We start from the raw sequence: 24,540 nt of genomic DNA, 5'->3' as shown, positions 1-24,540 counted from the left end.
TCCAAAAAAAGACCTACGCTCGTATTTCTAACAATTTTTAGTGTGTTATGGTTTCCTAATTCTATCATGTGGCAAAGGTATTGTTTAACCTTGGATATAAAAAAAGCCGTCCAAAATAGAACGGCTTTTATTTTTAGTATAAAAATCTACTAGTATATAGATTCTTTACCGAAATGCTTAGCAAGCATGTAATAAACAACTGCACGGTGCTTGTTTTTTTCTGAAGTACCATACGTAGAAATTACACTGTTAATGCCTTCCATTAATTTTGGCCCATCACTAAGTCCCAATTTTTTAATTAAAAAATTGTTCTTTACAGTTTCCAATTCTTTTTCATCTGTTCCAGAAACTTTGGAAGCATCTAAATTGTAGATAGCAGGACCTAATCCTATAGCAACTTTAGTTAACAAGTCCATATTTGGAGTTTCTCCAAATTTACTTTTAATGTCAGCTGCGTACTTTTCTATTAATTCGTCTCTTTTACTCATAATTGTTAGTGTTCAATATGTATAATTAATTAATATGCTTCTAAGATAGAAAATCAAAATAACTAAGCAAAATTTTATCATTTAATAATCTAGGGGTTGATACCTCTAGAAGCTTGGGTCTGTCTGACTTTTCATAAAATGTTGATAGTCCATTGGTTAAGTAATTTTCATCATCTGCAAGAATATATTCAAAGTTGTACATCTTAGAAAGATGTGAAGCATCCATTCCATGCGTAGTCTCAAAAAAAGTGCTATATTTTTTTGTTTCTTCTTTTCCTGGGAGTATCCTAAAAATACCTCCACCATCATTATTAATAACCACAATCCTAAAAGTTGGTTTTATATAAGTATTCCACAAAGCATTACTATCATAAAAGAAGCTCAAATCACCCGTAATTAAAAGTGTTGGGTTTTCATTAAATATTGATGCTCCTACAGCAGTGGATGTGCTGCCATCTATTCCACTTGTACCTCTATTGCAAAATACTTGTATAGATGGTTCAATATTAAATAACTGTGTGTATCTCACTGTTGAGCTGTTAGCTAAATGCAGCTGATAACCTTTTGGTATACTTTTTAATAGTTCATTGAAAACAACAAAATCTGAAAAAGGGATTTTTGTAAGATACTCTTCTCTTTTTAGTGAATAGTCTTTTTTTATGCTCGACCAATACTTTAAATAAGTACTTTCCTTAGAATGGACAAAATCAAAAAAACCATGAAAAAATGTATTGGGTTCCATTTTAAAATGATGTGAAAGACAAAAAAAGGTGTCATATGCCTTTTTAGTATCTATATGCCAATGATGCTTGGGTTGATATTTTCGTAAAAAGGCTTTAACTTTTTTAGAAACGACCAAGCCCCCAAAAGAAAGTAAAACATCTGGTTGCAATTTTTTGAAAAGTTCATTCTTATGATCCTCCTTTTCAATTGGAGCAATAATACTATCAATGCTTGGAAAGAAATTAAGATGATACAGATTAGAGGTAGTTTCTGTGAATACTAAAACGGATTCATCTTCTGCTAGTTCATCTAAAAATTGCTGCTCAATACTATTTGGAGGATTTGCTCCTACTAACACCATTTTTTTAGCTGAAGAATTCCATGTTTGCGCTAATTTTTCAAAATCAGTTTTAATTTGTTTTTCTTCAGATGTATTAAGTAAAACTGAAGACACTACAGTGCTTTTTTCAATCACATCATATAATGGTTCTTCTAAAGGTACATTTATGTGAACAGGTGACTTATCCTCTGTTGCAGTTTTAAAAACTTTATTTAATTGATTGTCATTATATGTTTGAATACCTTCTTGTCCCTTTTCAACACTTTCTAGATTCTTAAATAGTGCTTCATTTTCGTTACGTAATTTTTCTGTAGCATGGGAAATATCCAATTTTAGATTTGCAGAAAACCCAATATGGTTATGGAATACATTCTCTTGCCGAATGGTCTGACCATCACCAATATCAATCTTATGTGGTGGTCTATCCGCAGAAATAACAATCAACGGTATGTCACTGTAAAAAGCTTCGGCTATAGCTGGATAATAATTAAGCAATGCACTACCAGATGTACAAACTAAGACGACAGGGGTGTTTCTATTTTGGGAAATACCCAAAGCAAAGAATGCAGCACAACGTTCATCTACAATACTAAAACAATTGAAGAAAGAATCGTTTGTAAAACCTATAGTTAAAGGGGCGTTTCTAGAACCCGGAGAAATAACTATATTTTTAATGTTGTTTGCCTTACAATGATGCACCACGGTTTGCGCAGAAGGAATGCTAGAGTATTTCATTAAGAACAAAAATACAACGCCTTATATTTTAAACCCAATCATTTAAAATAATTAATAATGTTAAGCATGGTTTTTGCCTTTACATTGGTCTCTTCCCACTCTTTTTCTGGCATAGATGCCTTTGTAATACCACCACCAACATATATCATAGCATTATCTTTAATTAATTGCATACAACGTAGATTTACAAACAGTTGGCTTTCATTTCTATTTTCACCAAAATTTACTTCCCCTAAAAATCCAGTGTAAAACTCTCTATTGTAGTTTTCATTCCCAACAATAAAAGTTTTTGATTCTTCTTTTGGAAGCCCGCAAACTGCTGGGGTTGGGTGCAAAGCATCAATTGCTTCTTGTAAACCCATGCTCATCTCTCCCGAAATAATACTTTTCAAGTGCCATAGATTTCCGGCCCTTGTGGCATTGGGTCCAGAAATCTTCATGTTTTTTAATTTATCTTTTAAATTATCAGAAATGTATTTAGTGACCAATTCCTGCTCATTAAGTTCCTTTTCTCCCCAATTTGGGTCTTCACTTGTTCTAAACTCAATTGTACCAGCCAAAGACATTGTTGTCATTGAATTGTTTTTTGCTGTTAAAAGTGTTTCCGGAGTTGCTCCTATCCATAACCCAACTTTTGGATGATACCAGATATAACAAAAAGTATTAGAGTATCTTTTTAAGAGTAATTTAAACAATGAAAGTGGATGTGTCTTACATTGAACCTCAATTTTACGAGATATAACAACTTTCTCAAAAGTTCCTTCCTCAATTTCTTGTATAGCCTGTTTAACAAGGTTAATGTGGAATTCTTTCTTTGACGGGTTATTTTCTACAACATTGAATTTTTCAATCTCAGTATCTAATTCTAGATTATAGTCAATTTCAATTACTTCACTGAGTTCAGTTCTTATAGATTGTCTATCATCAAAAGCACCAAAAATAAATCCCACTTTATTAAAATCTGTGAATTTATGAAGCGTATCATTGTCTTGAAAAATAGCCCTAACCGCAGTTTGGTTAGGCTTTCTATAAACAACAAAAGGTAAATTTAAAGCATACTGCTTATGAATTTTTTCTATAAATTGAGAAAACATATTACTTCTTGGGCAATGTTATTGTGGTGAGTTTACAAACGGAAACTAAATTATTGCTATCATCTGTTATTTTAATTTCCCAAAGTTGAGTAGTTCTTCCTTTATGCAAAATTATTGCTTTGGCGTAAACAAAACCCTCCTTAACACTTTTTACGTGATTTGCGGCTATTTCTATTCCTCGGACAAAAAAATCTTGACCATTTAAAAAAATGTAAGACGCTGCACTACCCACACTTTCTGCCAAGGCAACAGAGGCACCACCATGCAAAACACCATCTGGTTGGTAAACTTTAGAAGTAACTGGCATTTTAGCAATTAAAAAGTTCTCTCCTACATCAACGTATTCAATATCTAAAGTTTCCATTAGGGTTCCTTTACAGGTTTCGTTACAGATTTTTAAGATTTTATCTCGATATTCGTCCATGAATTAATTTTTTGTAAAATTAAGCATTCCCAAATCAATAAAAGAAAGTCCAACCTCTTTGATTCTTACAATGAAAGTTTTTGAAAAACATGTTAAATACACAACAGTAAATTCATATTCATGCTTAAATGAACTTACGGAAAAAACAAAAAACGTGTGGTTGGTATTTCATGGAATTGGGTATTTAAGTCGGTATTTCCTTAAATATTTTAGTGAGTTGCCTTCTGAAGAAAATTATATTGTAGCGCCCCAAGCACCATCCAAATACTATCTAAATGGTCAATATAAACATGTAGGTGCCAGTTGGCTCACAAAAGAAAGTACTTCTCAAGAAACTAATAATGTCTTCACCTATATAAATGAGGTTGTTAGAATTGAAAAAATTCCTGAGCATTGTAATTTGATAGTCTTTGGTTTTTCTCAAGGAGTGTCCATTGCAACAAGGTGGGTGACAAAAAATAAAATTGTGTGTAGTCAACTTGTTCTTTATGCTGGAGGTATTCCAACTGAATTGACACGCAATAATTTTGATTTTATGGATAACAATACTTCTGTTAAAATAATCATTGGAAATAAAGACGAATACATATCTGATGAACGTCTTAAAATTGAAAAACAAAAAATTAAAACCTTGTTTAAAGAGAAAGCAAATCTAATTACTTTTGATGGTGGTCATGAAGTTAAAAAAGAAATCATAAACAAGCTTGTATAATGAAATTGGCACCAATTACTTTAGAAAATGATTTTGTAAAACTCTCCCCTCTTACACTAGAAAATTATCATTATTTAATTCCAGTAGCTTCTCAAAAAAAATTAGTGCAATACTCACCTTCTGATATTGAAACTCCAGAAGCTTTAAAAAACTATGTTAAAACATCCTTGGAGCATCAAAAGCAACAATTGGCAATTCCATTTATTATCTATGATAAAAAGAAAGATGCTTATGCTGGGAGCACCCGCTATATGCGTATCGACTGGAAAAACAAAGTTTTAGAAATTGGCTCCACCTGGGTAGGTAAAGAATTTCATGGAACTGGTTTAAATAAGCATATGAAGTTTTTAATGATAGACTATGCCTTCAATAACTTGGGTTTTGAAAAGGTAGAATTCCGGGTTGACGAGCGCAATATGGCTTCTAGAAAGGCTGTTGAAAAATTAGGCGCAGTGGCCGAAGGAGTGCTTAGAAAAAATGTTTATTTATTGGACGGTTTTAAAAGAAATACCTGCTTGTATGGAATTTTAAAGGAAGAATGGAACTTTCATTAATTGACTTTTTTCATGGTATTTTTAGTGATTCCCCTCAATTATAACTCCGCAATTACCGTTTTATAATCTAATAAACAACTACACCACAAACATTGGGCAGTTTACCACATTTTTTTTCTTATTAAGAGAAGATTTATAATCTTGCGCCACCCGAAACCAAATTAAAATCAAACTTAAACCGTGATATGAAAAAAATTACATTTCTTTTATTATTTTCTATATTGGTCAGCACATTTGCCATGGCCAATTGCGATAATGCTTACTCTACAGCAACCTATGCCTTAGCACACACAAAAAGGGCATTAAAAGCAGACAATTTTGATCACCAAAAATATTATGCCGAAAGAGCTTTAGAGGCTTTTCAAAAAACTGAAGGTTTGGTTAAAGATTGTGGCTGTAACGATGCTATAAACCCAATTTTAGATGGTATAGACCATTTAAAGGATGCCATTGACCCAAATGATTGGGATATGGGAAGGTATCATACAAAACGGGCACTTGCATTTGTACAGGACGCTCTAACCGCTATGGATATTTTTTCAAGAAAGAATGATGCAGTTAGCCAGTCTGTTGAAGAAGATACTGATAGTGCTTTGGAAGAAAATAGTGATTATCAAAATTTAGTTGAGCAGCAAAAACAATTGGCCGAACAATTAAAATTTAAAAAGGCAGCCGAACAGTCTTTGTTTAACCTAGAAAAAAGCATCAAAGAAATGGCAAATCTATATGGTTGTAATGATGCACTTTCAATATTAAAGACTTATGAAACCAGAAAAGATGAAGTATTGTCTAAAGAAACTTTAAAGGATACTAGAAATTATTATATGCAACAAACAATTTCTATGGAAGCAAAAGCATTGGAGGCATTAAAAAAATGTACTTCAACTTCATCAAAATAATAACCTATGGCACAGTGTTTAAAAGGGGCATATTTAATATGTCCTTTTTATTTTTCTTGTGTAACCTCGGTTTGGGAGTAATATTCAATTTTTCTAGTAGTATAAGTATTATCAGGAGTGGTAATTTTCTTGACCCAATTATTGTATGGTTCCCCATCATATTGATAGATATACTCTTTTATTTCAACTATTTTTTGTCTTTTGGATTTAGTATTCCGTAAAGTACCTTCATCATTATAGTTATATTGCAACGTCTCTTCAATTACAAATTCCTTAGCTTCAATATCATCATAGACAAATCGTGTTTCTGAAACTAACTGTTCATTAATATTAAAAACTTGTTCAGAAGCTTTAACGGGATTTCCATCTAAAAACTTTTTTGTTAAAACTACTTTATAAACTTCTCCATTTTTCCTTTTCTTCTTAGATGTTCTAATAGATTTTAAAACTACTCCATTTAAAAGATATGATGTAGTCTTTTCACCTTTATAGGTATCATAACTAACCAAAGTTTCATCTATTCCATCACTATTAGCATGTTTTATAGAAACTAATTTATTGTCCACATCGTATATGTACTCATACTGACCCAGTGATTCCTTGTTGTATGAAAATATTTTCTCAGTAACTCTTCGATTTTCTGTGGTATCAATTGTGTAAAAATTGGCAATGGAGGTATTTTTATCAAATACTCCTTCCCTATAATTTTCTACCCTTTTCTCCACAAGCTCCTCATTATCATAGGTATAAATAGTTGTAGAATAATCGGAGTCACTATAACGAGTCACCAGTTTTGTTAAATAACCATTTTCATTAAACTCAAATTCTTCCTTCCCGTAATCAGTGAGTACCAAACAAGATTTTACATTTCCGTGTAGTTCAAAATCATTTAGGGTAAAAATGCGTACTTCTTGGGAATACAGGAGTGTATTCATCCAACAAAATAAAAACAGAAAAGAAATGGTATAGTGCTTTTTCATATCCCAAAATTAGTCTATAAAACCCCATTATGGAAAAAAAACCGACCAAATGAAGAAGGGCGGAATTTTCCGCCCTTCATTTTATACAATCAATAAAATAGTTCCCTATTTTACCTTACTTCCTCAAAATCAACCTTTTCTTTTTTATCAAGAACTGGTTACTTGACTTCTTCGAAGTCTACGTCCTCAACATCATCACCTTCTTTGGCACCTTCACTAGATGCAGCATCAGCTCCTGGAGCCTCTCCACCTTGCTGTGCCTCAGCTTGGGCTTTATACATCTCTTCAGATGCAACTTTCCAAGCTTCATTTATTTTATCTAAAGCTGGTGATATTACCGCCAAATCTTTGCTTTCATATGCCTTTTTCAATTCTTCCAAAGCATCTTCAATTGGTTTTTTCTTGTCATCAGACAATTTATCACCAAATTCTTTCAATTGCTTTTCTGTTTGGAAAATCATTCCATCTGCTTCATTTAGCTTATCAGCAGTCTCTTTAGCAACCTTATCTGCTTCTGCATTTGCTTCAGCCTCAGCTTTCATTTTCTTAATTTCCTCTTCAGTTAATCCAGAAGAAGCTTCAATACGAATATCCTGAGTTTTGTTTGTTGCCTTATCCGTAGCAGAAACCTTAATGATTCCATTAGCATCAATATCAAAAGTAACTTCAATCTGAGGTGTTCCTCTTTGTGCAGGTGGAATTCCATCTAAGTGGAAACGTCCAATAGTTTTGTTATCTGCCGCCATAGGTCTTTCCCCTTGTAGCACATGGATTTCTACTGATGGCTGATTATCAGCTGCAGTAGAGAACACTTGTGATTTCTTAGTTGGGATAGTCGTGTTGGCATCTATCAATTTAGTCATTACGCTACCCATAGTCTCAATTCCAAGAGATAATGGTGTAACATCTAATAACAATACATCTTTCACATCTCCTGTTAACACACCCCCTTGTATAGCAGCACCTACTGCTACAACTTCATCAGGGTTTACTCCTTTTGATGGCTTTTTCCCAAAGAATTTTTCAACAGCTTCTTGTACTGCAGGGATTCTGGTAGAACCACCTACCAAGATAATTTCATCAATATCACTTTTAGAAAGTCCTGCTGCTTTTAAAGCTGTTTGACAAGGCTCTATGGTTCTCTTTACCAAATCATCAATCAATTGCTCAAAAGTTGCTCTTGTTAAAGTACGTACCAAGTGTTTAGGTCCCGATGGTGTTGCAGTAACATATGGCAAATTAATTTCAGTCTGCGCAGAAGAAGATAATTCAATTTTTGCTTTTTCAGCAGCCTCACGTAAACGTTGCAATGCCATTGCATCTTCTCGCAAATCCATAGACTCATCTTTCTTAAACTCCTCGGCCAACCAGTCAATTATTTTTTGATCAACATCATCACCACCTAAATGTGTGTCCCCATCAGTTGCCAATACTTCAAAAACACCATCACCCAATTCCAATATGGAAACATCATGTGTACCTCCACCAAAGTCAAATACTACAATTTTTTGGTCCGTATCTTTTTTGTCCATTCCGTATGCCAAAGAAGCGGCTGTAGGCTCATTGATAATACGTTCTACAGTAAGACCGGCAATTTCACCTGCCTCCTTAGTAGCTTGTCTCTGTGCATCGTTAAAATATGCAGGAACCGTTATTACGGCACGTGTTACATCTTGTCCTAAATAATCCTCAGCTGTTTTCTTCATTTTCTGAAGAATCATAGCTGATAGTTCTTGTGGTGTGTACAAACGACCATCTATATCTACCCTAGGAGTATTGTTGTCACCTTTTACCACTTTATAAGGAACTCTACCAGCTTCTTTACTAGATTCTGAGAATTTATTTCCCATAAATCTTTTTATAGAATATATGGTATTGTGCGGATTAGTTACCGCTTGTCTTTTTGCAGGGTCACCCACTTTAATTTCTCCACCCTCTACAAAGGCAATAACAGATGGTGTAGTTCTCTTACCTTCTGCGTTTGGAATTACAACAGGCTCATTACCCTCCATTACGGAAACACAAGAGTTTGTTGTTCCTAAATCTATTCCTATAATTTTACTCATGTTTATGTTTTAATATTAGTAGTGCGTTCAATTTATTACTCGCATAAGGAATGACAAACAATATGCCAAGGGGGAAAAACTGACAGGATGTCATTATTAACAACTAGATGGCTGATAATAATATAATTAGGAATTCATGTCTTTTTTGCGCAATTTTATGGGATTACTGACATAATTAATTCAAGGCAAGTTTCCAAAGCTAAAATCCATGTAATCAATTATCTTTATAAGTACCGAAAAATTCTATTGGAAATGTTGCCATTTACAATACACAAACTACTATGCAAAAATCATGATAAACAAATTTATATTCACCTGTAGCATTCTTATTCTTATGTCATATAACTCCTTTGCACAACAAGAACCTATAAAATTAGGGGTCATTGGTCTAAACCACGGGCATGTAGGTTGGATCTTAAATCGAGAGGATAAAGGAGATGTTGAAATGGTAGGTATTGTAGAACCCAATCGAGACTTGGCTGAGCGATTATCTAAGCAACATAATTTCCCTATGAGTATGGTCTACAACACCATGGGAGAAATGATTGAAGCTGTTAAGCCCAAAGCAGTAGCCGGTTTTGGGAACATTTATGACCATTTGGCCATTGTAGAAACCTGTGCTCCAAAAGGCATTCATGTTATGGTTGAAAAACCCATGGCCGTTAGTCTTGAGCATGCAAAAAAAATGGAAGTTTTAGCAAAAAAGCACAGCATCCATTTACTTACTAATTATGAAACTTCATGGTACCCAACCAACTTACGAGCCTATGAACTGTACAAAGAAGGCGCTATAGGAGGGCTACGAAAAGTTATTGTTCGCGATGGTCACAAAGGCCCAAAGAAAATAGGTGTAAGTGCTGAATTCCTAGAATTCCTTACTGACCCTGTTCTAAATGGTGGTGGTGCCATTATGGATTTTGGTTGCTATGGTGCCAATTTAATGACTTGGTTACAAGATGGAAAAAGACCAATTTCCGTAACAGCAGTAACGCAACAGCTACAAGCCGAAAACAATCCCAAAGTTGACGATGATGCAACCATTATTATTACCTATGATGATGCCATGGCAATTTTAGAACCTTCATGGAACTGGCCTATTGGAAGAAAGGATATGGAAATCTATGGTGAAACGGGGGCTATCTATGCAGATAATCGCCATGATTTACGTGTCCGAATCTCAGAAGGATATGATGGTTTTAGTGAAGAAATTTTTAAACTAGAAGAACGAACGCCACCATATGATGAACCCTTTTCATTGTTTGCATCAGTAATAAGGGGAGAAACCCAACTTAGCCCTTTTGACCCCTATTCTTTAGAAAACAACATGGTTACCATGGAAATTCTAGATGCTGCCGTAAAAAGTGCTAAGACCAAAAAAACAATTGAATTAAATTAATTAGAACAGAACTAATTATATAACCAATGATTATTCATCCAAACAACCTGCTCTACGTCTGGTATCTACCAAGTAAATAATTTTCCATTCCTCTTCCTCGTTTTTAAAAAGTTGAAAACTATTTACTCCACAATGGCTAAAATTGTTATTAATCCAAAACTCATAAGGAACCCATACATTGGCCATGAGCCCATCTACCTGTACACTAAAATCAAATAATTTTTCTTGAAAATTTACACTATCAGGAATGCTAACAATAGATTCCACCAGTTTCTCAAATTCTTCTGTACGTACATGGTGTTTTCCACTCTTGTCCTTGTAAATACTTTGCAATTTAACTCCGTCCCCTCCAACAAAGCTCTTCATGGCAGTTGAATCTTGTTTGTGAAAGGCTTCAAAAAAAGCCTCCACTGCTTTTTGTGCCTTCATTTTCTCTGAATCTTGAGCATTAATAACAATTGTAAAAAAAGTGAGAAAAAGAAAAGTAAAATTTTTCATGTTTTTTGATTTTTGATGTTGTTTTTAACAAATATAATAAAAGGATGCCTGGGAATCCATCAAGCTATTTAAACAAAATCTCCTTACATTTATCGCATTAAACAAATTGTCATGTCTACTGCAAAAAAAGAATACAAAAGAGTTACCGTTAAATCCCTTGTGGATATGAAAAAGAACGGTGAAAAAATTTCCATGCTTACCGCATATGACTACTCCATGGCGAAAATTGTAGATGCTGCCAATGTAGATGTTATTCTTGTGGGAGATTCTGCCAGTAACGTCATGGCAGGTCATGAAACCACTTTGCCCATTACTCTAGATCAAATGATTTATCATGCATCATCTGTTGTTAGAGCAGCAAAAAGAGCATTGATTGTAGTCGATATTCCTTTTGGAAGTTACCAAAGTGACCCTAAGGAAGCATTGCGTTCTGCAATTAGAATTATGAAAGAAAGTGGTGGACATGCTGTTAAGGTTGAAGGTGGTTTAGAAATAAAAGAATCAATAAAAAGAATATTGAATGCTGGCATTCCTGTCATGGGGCATTTAGGGTTGACACCACAATCAATATATAAATTTGGCACATATACCGTTAGGGCAAAAGAAGAACAGGAGGCTGAAAAACTAAAAGAAGACGCCAAAATGTTAGAAAAAGCTGGTTGTTTTGGAATTGTTCTGGAAAAAATTCCTGCCAAGTTAGCCAAAGAAGTGGCGGAAAGTGTTTCTATACCCATAATAGGAATTGGTGCAGGTAACGGTGTAGACGGACAGGTTTTAGTTGTACATGATCTATTGGGAATGACCCATGAATTTAATCCTAGATTTTTACGCAGATATTTAAATTTATATGAAGAAATGAGTGAGGCCATTGGCCAATATGTGGATGATGTAAAAAGTAGTGACTTTCCTAATGAAGAAGAACAGTATTGATATGATTAATCGGTGATGGAAACTAAATTTTAACCTTTAAAATTTTTAAACATCATAAGCCAGAATTTATACTGGATTAAACAAACAAAAATGAAGAGCATATATAAAAAGATTGTCATTATTATAATTGTATCTATGAATATTGGTTGTGACCAAATTTCTAAGGACATTGTCAGAAAAAAAATTAATCCCTCAGAATATATACAAGTAGTACAAGACAATATTGTATTAACAAATGTAGAAAATACAGGAGCTATGCTTGGTGCTGGTCAAAATCTTCCTCAACCGTTAAAAATTATTTTTTTACAAGTTTTGCCAATTCTACTTTTATTGATTCTTTTATTTAATATTCTAAAAAAAACGCATTTAAACAAATGGCTAATAACTGCATTTTCTTTTGTTATTGGTGGTGGAATAGGAAATCTAATTGACCGGGTAGCATATGGTTCTGTCACAGATTTTATGCATATTAGTGTAGGACCATTAAAAACAGGGATATTTAATATGGCGGATGTTTCTGTAACACTTGGTGGGGTTTTTATTCTTTTATTTTCTCTTAGATATAAAAAAACTCTACTTAGTGAGTGATAAAATAACAACCAACAAGACTAACCTTCAAGTTTTATATGAAGACAATCACCTTATTGTTATTAATAAAAGACCTGGAGACATTGTCCAGGGAGATAAAACTGGAGATGTTCCACTAAGTGAGATTGTAAAAAGCTACATCAAAGAAAAATACAACAAGCCAGGGAATGTTTATTTAGGTGTTGCTCATCGTTTAGACAGACCAACTTCTGGAATTGTGGTTTTTGCCAAAACTTCTAAGGCCTTACCCAGATTAAATAAATTATTTGCAGAGAAAGAAGCAAAAAAGACGTATTGGGCGGTAGTAAAAAACAAACCAGTAAGGGAAAAAGACACTCTTATTCATTGGCTAAAAAGAAATACAAAGCAGAACAAGTCTTATGCTCATAAGAATGAAGTGCCAGATAGTAAAAAAGCAATATTAGATTATTCAATCATAAAGAAACTTGATAACTATTATCTCCTTGAAGTTGATTTAAAAACTGGACGTCATCACCAAATACGTGCCCAACTTACTGTCATAAATTGCCCAATAAAAGGAGATTTAAAGTATGGTTTTAATCGTAGTAACAAAGACGGAAGTATCCATTTACATGCCAGAAGTCTGTCCTTTATTCACCCAGTGAAAAAGGATGAACTTCAAATTATTGCTCCTCCACCCAATGATTCTGTATGGAACTCATGTTTGTAATTATTTAATTACATTTAAAGCACTAAACACTATAACTATGATACGTAAATTTTCATTTATGCTTATTTTTCTATTGATAACTTCCTGTAGTAGCTATAATTCAATCGACAGTTTTTATGCTGCCCACAAAAATGACAGGCATGTTACAGCTATTAGGGTTCCTCAATTTATGCTTTCGCTTATAAGTGATATTTCTCCAGAAATGAAATCTTTGGTTGGCAATACTAAGGATTTGCGCTATATGCAGTTCCCTAGCGCAACAGAATCTCGCACAAATTTTTTAAACACCCAAATGAATAATATAACTGGAACATCCTTTATTGAGGTATTTAGAAAAAATGATGAAACAAAAAGGAATGTGGTTTCTATAAGAGAAAAAAGAGATGTGGTAAAAGAAATTTTGATTTATAACAATAACAACATTAATGGTTCCTTTCTTTATTTTAATGGAAATTTTGACCCTGTTAAAGTAAAAGAAATGGCACAAAGTAATCAATTTGAAAAATTATCTAACGGGTTGATTAATCAATTTAACATACAAACTCCTGGTGTAAACCAAGCAGATTGATATTCTACTCTTATGGACCCATACCTACCTTCCAAACAAACCATTCTTGCACCTCCATTAAAATTTAAAGACAGGCTAAAACATTTAGGTCCAAGTTTAATTCTTTCTGCTGCCATTGTAGGTTCTGGTGAGCTTATTGCAACAACAACTCTTGGAGCAAAGGCGGGTTTTACTACTTTTTGGTTAATTATCTTAGGATGTATTGTAAAAGTAATGGTACAGGTTGCTTTTGGTAAACATACGCTTATAACAGGGGAAACAGCTATGGAGGCATTTAATTCCTTACCTGGGATAACTACAAAAAGGGGAAATTGGGCCATATGGTCTATGGCAGTAATGATGCTTTTAAAATTATTGCAATTGGGAGGCATTGTTGGCGGGGTTGCCATTATTTTAAATCTCGCATTTCCTTTTCTAAATATTGCAGTATGGGCATTTATTGTGGCCATACTCGTTGGCTCCTTGGTGTTTATGGGGTATTATAAATTTATAGAACGATTTTCAATATATATGATTGGATTCTTTACCATATTTACATTTGCTGCACTTTATTTTTTAAAATTTACACCCTATGCAATGGAATGGGAGGATATTTTGAGCGGCCTCCAATTTCAACTACCAAAGGCATCTCTTGCTTTTGCTTTTGGAGCTTTTGGTATTACTGGAGTCGGTGGTGATGAAATAATCCATTACAATTACTGGTGTTTGGAAAAAGGCTATGCTGCTTATTCTGGTCCAAAAGAGGATACCGGGGAATGGGAAAACCGGGTTAAGGGATGGCTAAAAGTAATGCACCTAGACGCAGCAATTGCCTTGGTTATTTATACAAGTGTTACTGCAGCTTTCTATCTATTAGGTGCGTCTATGTTGTACTCTCAAGGCACTATTCCTGAAGGATATGGAATGATTGAAACCATTTCTACCATTTATACTGATGCCTTGGGTCCAAAAGCAAAAATTTTCTTTTTAGTTGGCTCTTTCATTGTTTTGTTTTCAACATTGTTTGCTTCGTTGGCAGCTTGGACAAGACAATACGCAGATATTTTTGGGCAAATGGGGTTTTTAGATTTTTTTGATCAAAAAACAAGACAAAAAACTATACGAATTATGGCCTATGTATTACCTCTTAGTTGGGCCACCCTATTTGTATTTATAAAACTACCGGTTATTATGGTTATGGTAGGCGGTATAGTTGGTTCTTTAATCCTTTTTCTTATTGTCATAGCTGTACTCTACTTTAGATACCGTAGGACAAGGGAAGCTTTTAAGCCATCTTTTTTTTATGATATAGCATTATGGATTAGTGCAATAAGTATTATTAGTGTTGGCATTTATGGTATGGTAAAACTGTTTTAAAAATAAGTATGATGCACAAAGAAGAAAACTTCTAAGGCATCATACCTAATAAAAATAATAAACACTACTCTACTACTTACTTTTTTAAGCTTCTTAAGTACTTAATACTTTCTGGTATTTGTGTGATAATTCTATCGCTTTCATCTTCTATGAAATAATGAGCAATACCAATTTCTTTAGCGGTTCTAATAATACCTTCAATATCCAATTCTCCATCACCTAATGCAACATCATTATCAGGGTCAGTAAGACCAGTATGATCTTTTAACACTCCTTTTTTAAGGTCTTTAATATGCATTAATTTCCATCTGTCCGGATATTTTTTTAATAAATGTGATGGATTGCCTCCTCCAAACTGTATCCAATAAATATCCATTTCAAAAGACACATATTCTGGATCCGTATTTTCCATAAGATAATCCAATAAGGTGCCTTCTCCTTCTTCATACTGGACCAGTTCATACCCATGGGCATGATAACAGAATGTAATTCCATTTTCTTTTAATGTCTTTCCAATAGTATTGAAGTCCTCGGCTGCTTTCTTCGCATTTTCAAAATTGAAATTGCCAACATCATGTGGTATCCATGCCGCCATAATATATTTTACTCCATAAATTTTTGCTCTTTCAATTATAGGCTGCGGGTCATTTAGCAAATTATTATAACCACTACCCATAGAAGGGATTGTTAATCCTCTTTCATCACATAATTTTTTATACTCATGGGCATCCATGCGGCCTCCACCACCTTCAATTTCTGTAAACCCCATGCTCTGTATAGTATCTAACGTAGCTGCAACTCCGTTTGGAAAACTACGTCTAAAAGTAAAAGGTGCAATTCCTAGTTTTTCAGTAAATAAAAACTCTTCGCTTTCTTGAGTCTGGGCGTTGATTGACCCCATGAAAGCACATACCACAACTGTGGTAAACGTAAATAATATTCGTTTCATAAAAATGGTTGGTTATGGTTATTATAAATTTCTCTTGTTTAATTCATCTACAGCATGGTTAGCTGCCCTCGCTGTAATTGCCATAAACGTTAATGTTGGATTTTGTGTACTAGTACTTGTCATACATGCACCATCTGTCACAAAAACATTTTTACAATCATGAAGCTGATTATATTTATTTAATACTGAAGTCTTTGGGTCATGCCCCATACGTACTCCACCCATTTCGTGAATATCTGATCCAGGAGGTGCTTTTGTATCTCTAGCCTCTATGTTTACAAAACCAGCCTTCTCAAACATTTCAATGGTTTGTTCCATATAGTCATCTACCATTTTATCATCATTCTCTGTCCAATCACAGGACATAACAATTTGAGGAATACCATATTTATCTTTTAAGTCATTATGCAAACGAACATGATTTGCTTCAGTTGGCACTACCTCTCCCATCATCCAACTACTAATATGCCAGTTTTCATTTAGTTTTGGGTTAAGAATGTTATCTCGTAACTGACTACCTATCATCTCCGTATCAGTATTACTGCCTCTACCTGCACTTATACCTGCAGCATAACCTCTTAAGAAATTTGTTTCTTGCTTAAATACATTTCTAAATCTTGGCATATAGGCATGACTGGCACTACGCCCAGCTGTTTTCTTGTCTTCGAAACCAGGAACTTGAGCACTTGCCTTACCACGGTAATTATGCCAAGACATATACTTTCCTAATAATCCACTAGAATTCCCTAATCCCTCCGAGAAACGCTTGGATTTTGAATTCAATAAAATTGCGTTTGAATTTATTGTTGACGCATTAACAAATATAATTTTTGCATAAAACTCTATCATTTCATTAGTATGTGCATCTATAACACGTACTCCCTCTGCCCTACTTTTCTTTCTCTTTTTATCATTATGGATGATGGAATGTACTACTGAATGTGGACGCAATGTTAGGTTTCCAGTTTTTTCTGCCCAAGGCATTGTAGAGGAGTTACTACTATAATAGCCTCCATACAAACAACCTCTAAAACATTGACGTTGATGCATACATTTTGACCTCCCTTGTTGTTTGTGAATTTCCTGAGGGTCAGTTAAGTGTGCACAACGTGCTTGAATGACATGTCTGCCCTCATAGTTTTTCTTTAAACTTTCTTTAAAGTATGTTTCTACACAGCTCATACCAAATCCTGGTTGCACATAACTGTCTGGTAATTCCGCTAATCCATCATTTTCTCCGGCAACACCAATAAATTTTTCTACATGCGTATACCAAGGTTCTATATCTTTATAACGAATAGGCCAGTCTACAGCAAAACCATCTCGTTCTGGACCTTGAAAATCATAATCTGACCAACGTTGCGTTTGTCTTGCCCATAATAGCGATTTACCCCCTTGATGATACCCTCTAAACCATTGAAATGGTTTTTCCTGTATAAATGGTTGCTCATCATCCTTAAGCATAAAAGGTAACATTGACTCTCTTAAAAAACGAGCGTTTTTGTAATCTACTCTCTTATCCAATGGTACCGTATCTCTATAATCAAATTGCCATGGAGCTTTAGAAGCAGTGGTGTAATCTCTACCATGCTTTACTTCTCTACCTCTTTCTAGAACTAAAACTTTAAGTCCTTTTTCACACAATTCTTTTGCAGCCCAACCACCACTGGCACCAGAGCCAATAACAATTGCGTCATATGTTCTTTTCTTTTCTGAATCTATATTAAAATTTACCATCTTTTCTTTTAGCTATTTTGTTCAACATCTACACAACCATCATAAAAACCAGGTGCCATCACATAATCAAGATAATCCATCATAACTTTTCTTGAAGTACGGAACCCTCTAATTGTCTCCCTCTTTACTAAGTTAAAGAATTTTGATTCTGGAGAGTCTTCATTACCCGCCAACCCATTTAGAAGGGTTTCGCGTTGCGTTTGATCGCATAGAGCAAAAGATTGCCCATATTGATCATTAGCAGACTTCTCTAATGTGTTTAATTGTGTTTTAATATTGTCTTGAACATCCTGTTCATAACAATCTGCAAACAATCTAAACAAGAATTTTTCTACGCCAACGGATATAGCTCCAATGGAATCTCCTACTGGAATAATAGTATCTGCTACTGAAGTAAGAATTTCTTGTTCATCGAAAAGAAATATAGATGGACCATTAAAGTTTTTGGCCTCCCATCCTTGGGCCCAAGCTGGCAATGCTACCAGTCCTGCAGAAGCCATCATAAGCTTCTTAAGTGAACTTCGTCTATTCATTATTTTTGGTTGGTTAATTATTAATCACTCTAAAAAAAATGTTTTAGTGTATTTTAAACACTTAAAAATTAGAGTTCATTAAATTAACAAAAAAGCTAGACTAAAAATGTGATTCTGTTTCTTTTAACTAGAATTTGGCAATAATTTAACAACAAGTACTACCAAGACCAATAATTAAATCAGCGAGTAAGGGTCAATGCTTTTTCCTTAATAATTTGCGCGACAGGTTTGTTTTGCAAGTGACTTTCTAACCAGGAAAGAATGTCTAAATATAAAAATGCACGTTTCTCATAAGGGTGATCCTCATATTTTTTTAATTCATCATAGAGTTTTTGAAACTCATTATTAAGTTCATGTGGGTATATATCTCCTAACTTTCGCAAGAACTTAATCATTTCTCTTTGTACGGCATGTAAGTCATTCATTTTCAATAAAAACTTGTATGTGCTTTTTAATTGCACTTCTAAATGATAGTCCATACCAGCTTCATAATGTGCAACCAAGCTTAGTACACGGGCAAAACACATTAGGTCCTCACGCATTTTTAGGTTCTTATTATCAATTATTTTTTTTAGGTAAAGGATACAGTTTTTATTGTCTCCAATTCCAAAATAGAGGCAGGCGATCTTATAATAAAAAACCATGATGTGGTGCTCATCTATTCTATCCCGATGTTTGTTTATTCCATACTCAATAATATTTACTAAATACAGCCCTTTTTCAAATGTGCCATCCAAAAAGTGCTGATTCAATTTATTGGAATTTATATATAGAAATGCCAAAGAATTAATGTTGTCGTTTTTTGGGAAATCTTTACTCTTTACAATACTTTCTAGTTTTTCTAAGGTTTCTCTAAATTGAGAACTATACCTCACAAAAAATAATGACTCTAACAAATAATGATTGCCCTTTAAAAAGAATACTGGATTTAAATAAATCATTCTTTCTTGTTCATAGAATAAATCAACCCATTTACTAGAATATTTATAGCATGACAAAAAATCCTGTATCAAAAAACTATACCATAGGTGAGCCTTGTATAACCATAATTTTTCCCTAAATCCTAATTTTTCTATTTGATATTTAGGCAAATGTTTTTCAAAATACTCTTGAACTTGTTGATAATCTTTGTCATTCTTAACGTACCCCACCTTCAACATAATTCCGTATAACTGCAAAGACAAATTAGAAAGTTTACTGGTAATTACATTTTGAGCAGATAAATCTTTGGCTTGTATTGCAAGTTCATCTGCTCTGTCTGGTATACTTCTTGTAATATATTGAGTTTCAATTATTTTTTCCAATTCTACAATTTCATAGGCAATGTTTTTTTCCTCGTTATCAATTGCAGTAACCTTGGTTTTGTCTAAAATTTTTAAGCTCTGTTTATAAAGACCTTTTTGATATAAAATTGTAGCAAAATCTAACTGTTCCCGAATCTGAACTCGAATGTTTTGGTTTACGGGGTTCAATCTAAGGCTTACCAATATTTGCTTGTAGAGGTGGGCTTTTAGGTTAGACAGCTGCGTTTTTTTAACTATACCGCTTTCCAAAATTGTTTTCTCATCATACTGTTTCATTTTGTCCAGTAAATTGAACAGTGCCAAAAACTTAGCATCAGTATTTACACCTAAACGCCCAACATACAATTTAAACTGTCTTTTCTCAGATTTTGAAAGAGATTTTATCAAAACAAACAGTGTATCTTTATGGGCATTTGTCATCGTAAAAAATATAATTTAAATAATTGTATATCAGCATCTTAACTATCCCTTAATATGATTTGACGTTGTAAATGTTTTTTGCTTACCTTCAAATTAGCATCATCTAACCATAACTTCGTAAAGGTTGCTTAAAATTATGTAATTTTAAGCGCTTAAAATTATGCAAATAATATGAGTAAAGATAAGGTACAAATTTTTGATACTACTCTTAGGGACGGTGAACAGGTCCCAGGATGTAAGTTGGATACTACACAAAAATTGGTCATTGCTGAAAGATTGGATAATTTAGGTGTTGATATAATTGAAGCTGGTTTTCCTATTTCTAGTCCTGGTGACTTTGGTTCTGTCAACGAAATAGCCAAATTGGTGAAAAACGCAACTGTTTGTGGTCTTACAAGAGCTGTGAAGAAAGATATAGAAGTTGCTGCAGAAGCCTTAAAACATGCAAAAAAACCAAGAATACATACAGGAATTGGTACTTCAGATTCACATATAAAATTTAAGTTTAATTCTGATAGAGAAGCGATTATAGAGCGTGCTGTAGAGGCTGTTAAGTATGCCAAAACGTTTGTAGAAGATGTAGAATTCTATGCAGAAGACGCTGGCCGAACAGACAATGAGTTTTTGGCCAAGGTATGTGAAGAAGTCATAAAAGCTGGAGCTACAGTACTAAATATTCCGGATACCACTGGATATTGTTTACCAGATGAGTATGGGGCAAAAATGAAATATTTAAAAGAAAACGTAAAGGGAATTCATAAAGCAACTCTTTCTTGTCATTGCCACAATGACCTTGGGTTGGCTACTGCAAATTCCATTGCTGGTGTAATAAATGGTGCAAGACAAATAGAATGCACCATCAATGGTATTGGGGAGCGTGCAGGAAATACTTCTTTAGAAGAAGTTGTAATGATAATGAGGCAACATCCTTCTCTTAATTTGGACACCAATATTAATAGTAAATTATTATACGATACTAGCAAAATGGTATCCCAGAAAATGGGAATGCCTGTACAGCCTAACAAGGCTATTGTTGGTTCTAATGCCTTTGCACATAGTTCTGGCATACATCAAGATGGTGTTATTAAAAATAGGGAGACATACGAAATTATGGACCCAGAAGATGTTGGGGTAAATGAATCTTCCATTGTTCTTACTGCAAGAAGTGGTAGGGCCGCTTTGGCTTATAGGGCAAAAAATATTGGTTATGAACTCACAAAATTACAATTAGATACAGTATATACCGAGTTCCTAAACTTTGCAGACAAAAAGAAAGAGATTCTTGATGATGATATTCATCAAATTATTGAAGCCAGTGGCATTAAGATTGAAAGTATAGCCTAATACAAAATTCCCAATATAATTGAACTACTTACATATTGAATGTAAACCTACATTGTTTTATCTTTGGTCGCTTTAAAACTCATTGATGAAAATATCTTACAACTGGTTAAAGCAGTTTATAAATATTGATTGGGATTCCAAAAAAACAGCAGAGCTTTTAACTGATTTAGGGTTAGAAGTAGAAGGAATTCAAACTTTTGAATCTGTAAAAGGTGGTCTAAAAGGGGTTGTTGTTGGCAAAGTACTTACATGCATGAAGCACCCCAATGCAGATAAACTAAAACTTACAACAGTTGATATTGGAGCAGCAGAACCATTACAAATTGTTTGTGGTGCGCCAAACGTTGCAGAAGGACAAATAGTGCCTGTTGCTACAATTGGAACTACTTTGTATACCAAAGAGGGAGAAGCTTGGACCATTAAAAAGGGTAAGATTCGTGGAGAGGAAAGCCATGGAATGATTTGTGCAGAAGATGAACTTGGGCTAGGAGAAAGTCATGAAGGAATCTTAGTATTGAGTGACAGCCTTAAAATTGGTACTCCTTGCGCCGAAGTTTTTGATGTTGAAAATGATGAGGTTTTTGAAATAGGTCTTACTCCCAACCGTTCGGATGCCATGAGTCATTATGGCGTAGCTAGAGATTTAAAAGCGGGTTTATTACAACAAGAAATAAACAAAGAACTTATTACACCTTCTGCCAGTAATTTTAATATAGAAAACCGAGCATTAAAAATTGATGTTGAAGTTGAAAACAATGATTTGGCTTCAAGATATTGTGGGGTTACTATTAGCAATCTTATTGTACAATCGTCTCCAGATTGGTTAAAAAATAGATTAAAAGCCATTGGCCTAAGCCCCATTAACAATATTGTAGATGCAACCAATTATGTTCTACACGAGTTAGGTCAACCCTTACATGCTTTTGATGCAGCCAAAATAAAGGGTAACAAAATTGAAGTAAGAACACTCCCCACTGGTACAAAGTTCACCACTCTAGATGGTGAGGAAAGAGAGCTTCATGAAGATGACCTCATGATTTGTGATAGTGAAAAACCAATGTGTATTGCAGGAGTATTTGGGGGTTTAAATTCCGGGGTTACTGATAATACTACGTCGATATTCCTAGAAAGCGCCTATTTTGATCCTATTTCAGTGCGAAAAACGGCCAAAAGACATGGCTTAAATACTGATGCATCTTTTAGGTTTGAGCGTGGAATAGATATCAACAATGTTGAATATACCTTAAAAAGAGCTGCTGCCCTTATCAAGGAAATTGCTAGTGGCGATATAACCTCAGAGGTTGTAGACATTTATCCCAATAAGAAAGACGATTATCAAGTATTCTTGTCATTTGATAAAATAAACAAATTGATTGGCCAAGAAATACCAAGAGATACCATAAAATCTATTCTTTCGTCCTTAGACATTAAAGTGCAAAATGTTACAGAAACAGGTTTGGGTGTTACCATACCTTTTTATAGAACCGATGTTCAAAGAGAGGTTGATGTTATTGAGGAAATTTTGAGGGTTTATGGGTATAATAAAATTGATTTTAAAGAAAAATTGAATGCATCCATTGCACCAACATCTAAGTTTGAAGACTATAAATTGCAAAATATTGTTGGCAACCTTTTAGCATCAAATGGTTTTTATGAGATTTTGGCCAACAGTCTAACCAATCCAGAATATGTGAATCTTATTGATGGCCTAAAAGAAGAACATAATGTTAATATGCTAAATCCATTGAGTACAGATTTATCAACATTGCGCCAATCTATTCTTTTTTCAGGGCTCGAGGCTATATCACATAATATAAATAGAAGGAGAACTAATTTAAAGTTTTTTGAGTTTGGGAAAACCTACCATCAATATGCAGAAAGAGTAGAGAGCAAACACTTATCTCTTTTGGTCACAGGGAATAGAACAGAAGATAGTTGGTCTGTTCCTACCAAAAAATCTGACTTTTACTTTCTAAAAACATCTATTGATAATATTTTTCAACGTCTTGGTATTTCAAAAATCGATACTAATTATACCAAAAGCGACATATTTTCTGAAGGTCTAATCCATACATCATATAAGAAAGAATTAGTTTCTTATGGAGTAGTCAAAAAAACAATCTTAAAAGGGTTCGATATTAAACAAGGAGTTTTCTTTGCTGATTTCAACTGGGATAATATCATTGAAGCCGCAAAAGCCAACAACATCATTTATAAAGAAATTCCAAAATATCCTGCCGTGAAAAGGGATTTGGCTTTGTTATTGGATAATGACGTGCCATTTAAAAAAGTGTATGAAATTGCAATACAGACAGAAAAAAATCTTTTAAGAAATGTCTCCCTTTTTGATGTCTATACTGGAGACAAATTACCGAACGGAAAAAAATCATACGCTGTAAGTTTTACTCTACAAGACCCAAACAATACGCTGACAGACAGTAAGATAGACAAAATAATGAGGAAGTTTCAATACAGATTTGAAAATGAATTGGGAGCAGAACTAAGGTAAGGTTTTACTAGGGACAATTACGTTGTCAACAACATGGATAATTCCGTTGCATTGGTTAGTATCAGCTTTTACAATTTTTGCAGAATTCCCAAAACCATCCGTTAAAAGAATATCCACACCGTCCATTGTTGCGGTTATTTTAGTACCCTGTAAAGTTGTAAAAGTGGCTACCCCATTACCCCTGCATAAAGCTTTAAGAATTTTGGAAGCTGAAAAATTACCAGCTACAATGTGGTAAGTTAGTAAAGCCCGTAATTCATTTTTATTTTCAGACTCAATCAAAGTTTGAAATTTTTTCAGAGGAAACTTTTTAAAAGCTTCGTCAGATGGAGCAAAAAAAGTGAAAGCGCCATCATTATCCAATATTTCATCCAAATTTGCTACTTTAATGGCTTCTACAAGGATTTTGTGCTTCCCAGATTCACGTGCACTTTTAACAATTGAATGCTCGGGGTTCACATGTGAAATTCTTGGCACCATGGCCATGGCAACATCTTGGGAACTGCCAAAATTAAAGAAAATAAGGGTCAACAAAATTGCCAATTGGCAGTTTAATAGGTCTCGCATGGGGCATTAAAATATAGTGTTTCTCGATGAACTGCATAAGTTCTTCGACAAGATACAATTTATCCTAAATGACGCAAGAAAATGAAATAGAAGTTATTAACATTTACCAAATGCTAACAATTAGTGTTTCTAAAA

General features: G+C 34.1%; 23 protein-coding genes. 11 read left to right on the top strand and 12 right to left on the bottom strand.

Annotation, left to right across the window (positions count from 1 at the left end; all coding sequences use genetic code 11):
• Positions 1 to 149 precede the first annotated feature (149 nt).
• Genes AC000W_RS15030 through AC000W_RS15015 form a run of 4 tightly spaced genes read right to left on the bottom strand, consistent with a single transcriptional unit; the run spans position 150 to position 3,804 of the window.
• The gene (locus AC000W_RS15030; protein ID WP_474749463.1) at positions 150 to 488 is read right to left on the bottom strand and encodes a DUF2853 family protein; all 339 of its coding nucleotides are present in this window, start codon (positions 486 to 488) and stop codon (positions 150 to 152) included.
• Positions 489 to 528: 40 nt separating this feature from the next.
• Positions 529 to 2,286: a 2-succinyl-5-enolpyruvyl-6-hydroxy-3-cyclohexene-1-carboxylate synthase gene (menD, locus tag AC000W_RS15025; RefSeq protein WP_474749461.1), complete on the bottom strand. Its 1,758-nt coding sequence runs from the start codon at positions 2,284 to 2,286 to the stop codon at positions 529 to 531.
• A 38-nt stretch (positions 2,287 to 2,324) separates the two neighbouring features.
• Positions 2,325 to 3,380, bottom strand: a complete 1,056-nt coding sequence (locus AC000W_RS15020; RefSeq protein WP_474749459.1) for a chorismate-binding protein — start codon at positions 3,378 to 3,380, stop codon at positions 2,325 to 2,327.
• A gap of 1 nt (position 3,381) precedes the next feature.
• Complete coding sequence (locus AC000W_RS15015; protein ID WP_474749457.1) at positions 3,382 to 3,804, bottom strand: PaaI family thioesterase; 423 nt, start codon at positions 3,802 to 3,804, stop codon at positions 3,382 to 3,384.
• Between the two features lie 70 nt (positions 3,805 to 3,874).
• Here AC000W_RS15015 and AC000W_RS15010 point away from each other — a divergent pair, with 70 nt between their 5' ends.
• The 3 genes from AC000W_RS15010 (at position 3,875) to AC000W_RS15000 (ending at position 5,969) form a co-directional block, all read left to right on the top strand.
• Positions 3,875 to 4,516, top strand: a complete 642-nt coding sequence (locus tag AC000W_RS15010; RefSeq protein ID WP_474749455.1) for an alpha/beta hydrolase — start codon at positions 3,875 to 3,877, stop codon at positions 4,514 to 4,516.
• A complete protein-coding gene (locus AC000W_RS15005) occupies positions 4,516 to 5,070 on the top strand; it encodes a GNAT family N-acetyltransferase (RefSeq protein WP_474749453.1) in 555 nt (184 codons plus the stop codon). Before AC000W_RS15010 ends, AC000W_RS15005 begins: the two co-directional genes overlap by 1 nt.
• Positions 5,071 to 5,255: 185 nt before the next feature.
• A complete protein-coding gene (locus AC000W_RS15000; protein WP_474749451.1) occupies positions 5,256 to 5,969 on the top strand; it encodes a hypothetical protein in 714 nt (237 codons plus the stop codon).
• A 47-nt stretch (positions 5,970 to 6,016) separates the two neighbouring features.
• Here the strand turns inward: AC000W_RS15000 and AC000W_RS14995 are convergent, their stop codons facing one another.
• Together AC000W_RS14995 and dnaK are read right to left on the bottom strand one after the other, a co-directional pair.
• On the bottom strand, positions 6,017 to 6,949 hold the full coding sequence (locus AC000W_RS14995; protein WP_474749450.1) for a hypothetical protein: 933 nt from the start codon (positions 6,947 to 6,949) through the stop codon (positions 6,017 to 6,019).
• Between the two features lie 158 nt (positions 6,950 to 7,107).
• A complete protein-coding gene (gene dnaK / locus AC000W_RS14990) occupies positions 7,108 to 9,015 on the bottom strand; it encodes a molecular chaperone DnaK (protein WP_474749448.1) in 1,908 nt (635 codons plus the stop codon).
• Between the two features lie 292 nt (positions 9,016 to 9,307).
• On the opposite strand from dnaK, the gene AC000W_RS14985 reads away from it, so the two are divergent.
• Positions 9,308 to 10,411 (top strand): Gfo/Idh/MocA family protein, encoded by a 1,104-nt coding sequence (locus tag AC000W_RS14985; protein WP_474749447.1) that lies wholly within the window; start codon positions 9,308 to 9,310, stop codon positions 10,409 to 10,411.
• 30 nt (positions 10,412 to 10,441) lie between these two features.
• On the opposite strand, the gene AC000W_RS14980 is transcribed toward AC000W_RS14985, so the two are convergent.
• Complete coding sequence (locus AC000W_RS14980) at positions 10,442 to 10,909, bottom strand: nuclear transport factor 2 family protein (protein WP_474749445.1); 468 nt, start codon at positions 10,907 to 10,909, stop codon at positions 10,442 to 10,444.
• A gap of 111 nt (positions 10,910 to 11,020) precedes the next feature.
• Between AC000W_RS14980 and panB the strand changes: the two genes are divergently transcribed.
• The 5 genes from panB to AC000W_RS14955 all read left to right on the top strand — a co-directional run bounded on the left by panB (position 11,021) and on the right by AC000W_RS14955 (position 15,042).
• Positions 11,021 to 11,839, top strand: a complete 819-nt coding sequence (panB, locus tag AC000W_RS14975) for a 3-methyl-2-oxobutanoate hydroxymethyltransferase (protein ID WP_474749444.1) — start codon at positions 11,021 to 11,023, stop codon at positions 11,837 to 11,839.
• Positions 11,840 to 11,929: 90 nt separating this feature from the next.
• A complete protein-coding gene (lspA, locus tag AC000W_RS14970; RefSeq protein ID WP_474749442.1) occupies positions 11,930 to 12,427 on the top strand; it encodes a signal peptidase II in 498 nt (165 codons plus the stop codon).
• A complete protein-coding gene (locus AC000W_RS14965) occupies positions 12,420 to 13,118 on the top strand; it encodes an RluA family pseudouridine synthase (RefSeq protein WP_474749441.1) in 699 nt (232 codons plus the stop codon). Before lspA ends, AC000W_RS14965 begins: the two co-directional genes overlap by 8 nt.
• A gap of 37 nt (positions 13,119 to 13,155) precedes the next feature.
• Positions 13,156 to 13,686: a DUF4252 domain-containing protein gene (locus tag AC000W_RS14960; RefSeq protein ID WP_474749440.1), complete on the top strand. Its 531-nt coding sequence runs from the start codon at positions 13,156 to 13,158 to the stop codon at positions 13,684 to 13,686.
• A 12-nt stretch (positions 13,687 to 13,698) separates the two neighbouring features.
• Positions 13,699 to 15,042: an Nramp family divalent metal transporter gene (locus AC000W_RS14955; protein ID WP_474749438.1), complete on the top strand. Its 1,344-nt coding sequence runs from the start codon at positions 13,699 to 13,701 to the stop codon at positions 15,040 to 15,042.
• 76 nt (positions 15,043 to 15,118) lie between these two features.
• Here AC000W_RS14955 and AC000W_RS14950 read toward each other — a convergent pair whose 3' ends face one another.
• From AC000W_RS14950 to AC000W_RS14935, 4 genes are all read right to left on the bottom strand, one after another.
• Entirely contained in the window at positions 15,119 to 15,991 is an 873-nt protein-coding gene (locus AC000W_RS14950; RefSeq protein WP_474749437.1) for a sugar phosphate isomerase/epimerase family protein, read from the bottom strand.
• A gap of 21 nt (positions 15,992 to 16,012) precedes the next feature.
• A complete protein-coding gene (locus AC000W_RS14945; protein WP_474749435.1) occupies positions 16,013 to 17,728 on the bottom strand; it encodes a GMC oxidoreductase in 1,716 nt (571 codons plus the stop codon).
• An 8-nt stretch (positions 17,729 to 17,736) separates the two neighbouring features.
• Positions 17,737 to 18,261, bottom strand: coding sequence for a gluconate 2-dehydrogenase subunit 3 family protein (locus AC000W_RS14940; protein WP_474749434.1), 525 nt, complete (start codon positions 18,259 to 18,261; stop codon positions 17,737 to 17,739).
• 179 nt (positions 18,262 to 18,440) lie between these two features.
• Complete coding sequence (locus AC000W_RS14935; protein WP_474749432.1) at positions 18,441 to 19,985, bottom strand: hypothetical protein; 1,545 nt, start codon at positions 19,983 to 19,985, stop codon at positions 18,441 to 18,443.
• Positions 19,986 to 20,156: 171 nt separating this feature from the next.
• Here AC000W_RS14935 and AC000W_RS14930 point away from each other — a divergent pair, with 171 nt between their 5' ends.
• Together AC000W_RS14930 and pheT are read left to right on the top strand one after the other, a co-directional pair.
• Positions 20,157 to 21,329 (top strand): 2-isopropylmalate synthase, encoded by a 1,173-nt coding sequence (locus AC000W_RS14930; protein ID WP_474749431.1) that lies wholly within the window; start codon positions 20,157 to 20,159, stop codon positions 21,327 to 21,329.
• A gap of 85 nt (positions 21,330 to 21,414) precedes the next feature.
• Positions 21,415 to 23,838, top strand: a complete 2,424-nt coding sequence (pheT, locus tag AC000W_RS14925; RefSeq protein ID WP_474749429.1) for a phenylalanine--tRNA ligase subunit beta — start codon at positions 21,415 to 21,417, stop codon at positions 23,836 to 23,838.
• Here the strand turns inward: pheT and AC000W_RS14920 are convergent.
• Entirely contained in the window at positions 23,830 to 24,405 is a 576-nt protein-coding gene (locus AC000W_RS14920; RefSeq protein WP_474749428.1) for a fasciclin domain-containing protein, read from the bottom strand. The two genes, pheT and AC000W_RS14920, sit on opposite strands and share 9 nt — an antisense overlap.
• Between the last annotated feature and the right edge of the window lie 135 nt (positions 24,406 to 24,540).

The organism is Saonia sp. (assembly GCF_056326165.1).
This window is presented reverse-complemented; position numbering and strand designations above follow the sequence as displayed.

Bases quoted from the DNA above. Each gene is read 5' to 3' on its own strand.
- AC000W_RS14995 (WP_474749450.1), bottom strand. From the start codon at position 6,949: ATGAAAAAGCACTATACCATTTCTTTTCTGTTTTTATTTTGTTGGATG.
- AC000W_RS14920 (WP_474749428.1), bottom strand. From the start codon at position 24,405: ATGCGAGACCTATTAAACTGCCAATTGGCAATTTTGTTGACCCTTATT.
- AC000W_RS15030 (WP_474749463.1), bottom strand. From the start codon at position 488: ATGAGTAAAAGAGACGAATTAATAGAAAAGTACGCAGCTGACATTAAA.
- AC000W_RS14950 (WP_474749437.1), bottom strand. From the start codon at position 15,991: ATGAAACGAATATTATTTACGTTTACCACAGTTGTGGTATGTGCTTTC.
- pheT (WP_474749429.1), top strand. From the start codon at position 21,415: ATGAAAATATCTTACAACTGGTTAAAGCAGTTTATAAATATTGATTGG.
- AC000W_RS14945 (WP_474749435.1), bottom strand. From the start codon at position 17,728: ATGGTAAATTTTAATATAGATTCAGAAAAGAAAAGAACATATGACGCA.
- dnaK (WP_474749448.1), bottom strand. From the start codon at position 9,015: ATGAGTAAAATTATAGGAATAGATTTAGGAACAACAAACTCTTGTGTT.
- AC000W_RS14960 (WP_474749440.1), top strand. From the start codon at position 13,156: ATGATACGTAAATTTTCATTTATGCTTATTTTTCTATTGATAACTTCC.
- AC000W_RS15015 (WP_474749457.1), bottom strand. From the start codon at position 3,804: ATGGACGAATATCGAGATAAAATCTTAAAAATCTGTAACGAAACCTGT.
- AC000W_RS14955 (WP_474749438.1), top strand. From the start codon at position 13,699: ATGGACCCATACCTACCTTCCAAACAAACCATTCTTGCACCTCCATTA.
- AC000W_RS14985 (WP_474749447.1), top strand. From the start codon at position 9,308: ATGATAAACAAATTTATATTCACCTGTAGCATTCTTATTCTTATGTCA.
- menD (WP_474749461.1), bottom strand. From the start codon at position 2,286: ATGAAATACTCTAGCATTCCTTCTGCGCAAACCGTGGTGCATCATTGT.
- AC000W_RS14940 (WP_474749434.1), bottom strand. From the start codon at position 18,261: ATGAATAGACGAAGTTCACTTAAGAAGCTTATGATGGCTTCTGCAGGA.
- AC000W_RS14980 (WP_474749445.1), bottom strand. From the start codon at position 10,909: ATGAAAAATTTTACTTTTCTTTTTCTCACTTTTTTTACAATTGTTATT.
- AC000W_RS15010 (WP_474749455.1), top strand. From the start codon at position 3,875: ATGAAAGTTTTTGAAAAACATGTTAAATACACAACAGTAAATTCATAT.
- panB (WP_474749444.1), top strand. From the start codon at position 11,021: ATGTCTACTGCAAAAAAAGAATACAAAAGAGTTACCGTTAAATCCCTT.
- lspA (WP_474749442.1), top strand. From the start codon at position 11,930: ATGAAGAGCATATATAAAAAGATTGTCATTATTATAATTGTATCTATG.
- AC000W_RS14935 (WP_474749432.1), bottom strand. From the start codon at position 19,985: ATGACAAATGCCCATAAAGATACACTGTTTGTTTTGATAAAATCTCTT.
- AC000W_RS15020 (WP_474749459.1), bottom strand. From the start codon at position 3,380: ATGTTTTCTCAATTTATAGAAAAAATTCATAAGCAGTATGCTTTAAAT.
- AC000W_RS14930 (WP_474749431.1), top strand. From the start codon at position 20,157: ATGAGTAAAGATAAGGTACAAATTTTTGATACTACTCTTAGGGACGGT.
- AC000W_RS15005 (WP_474749453.1), top strand. From the start codon at position 4,516: ATGAAATTGGCACCAATTACTTTAGAAAATGATTTTGTAAAACTCTCC.
- AC000W_RS15000 (WP_474749451.1), top strand. From the start codon at position 5,256: ATGAAAAAAATTACATTTCTTTTATTATTTTCTATATTGGTCAGCACA.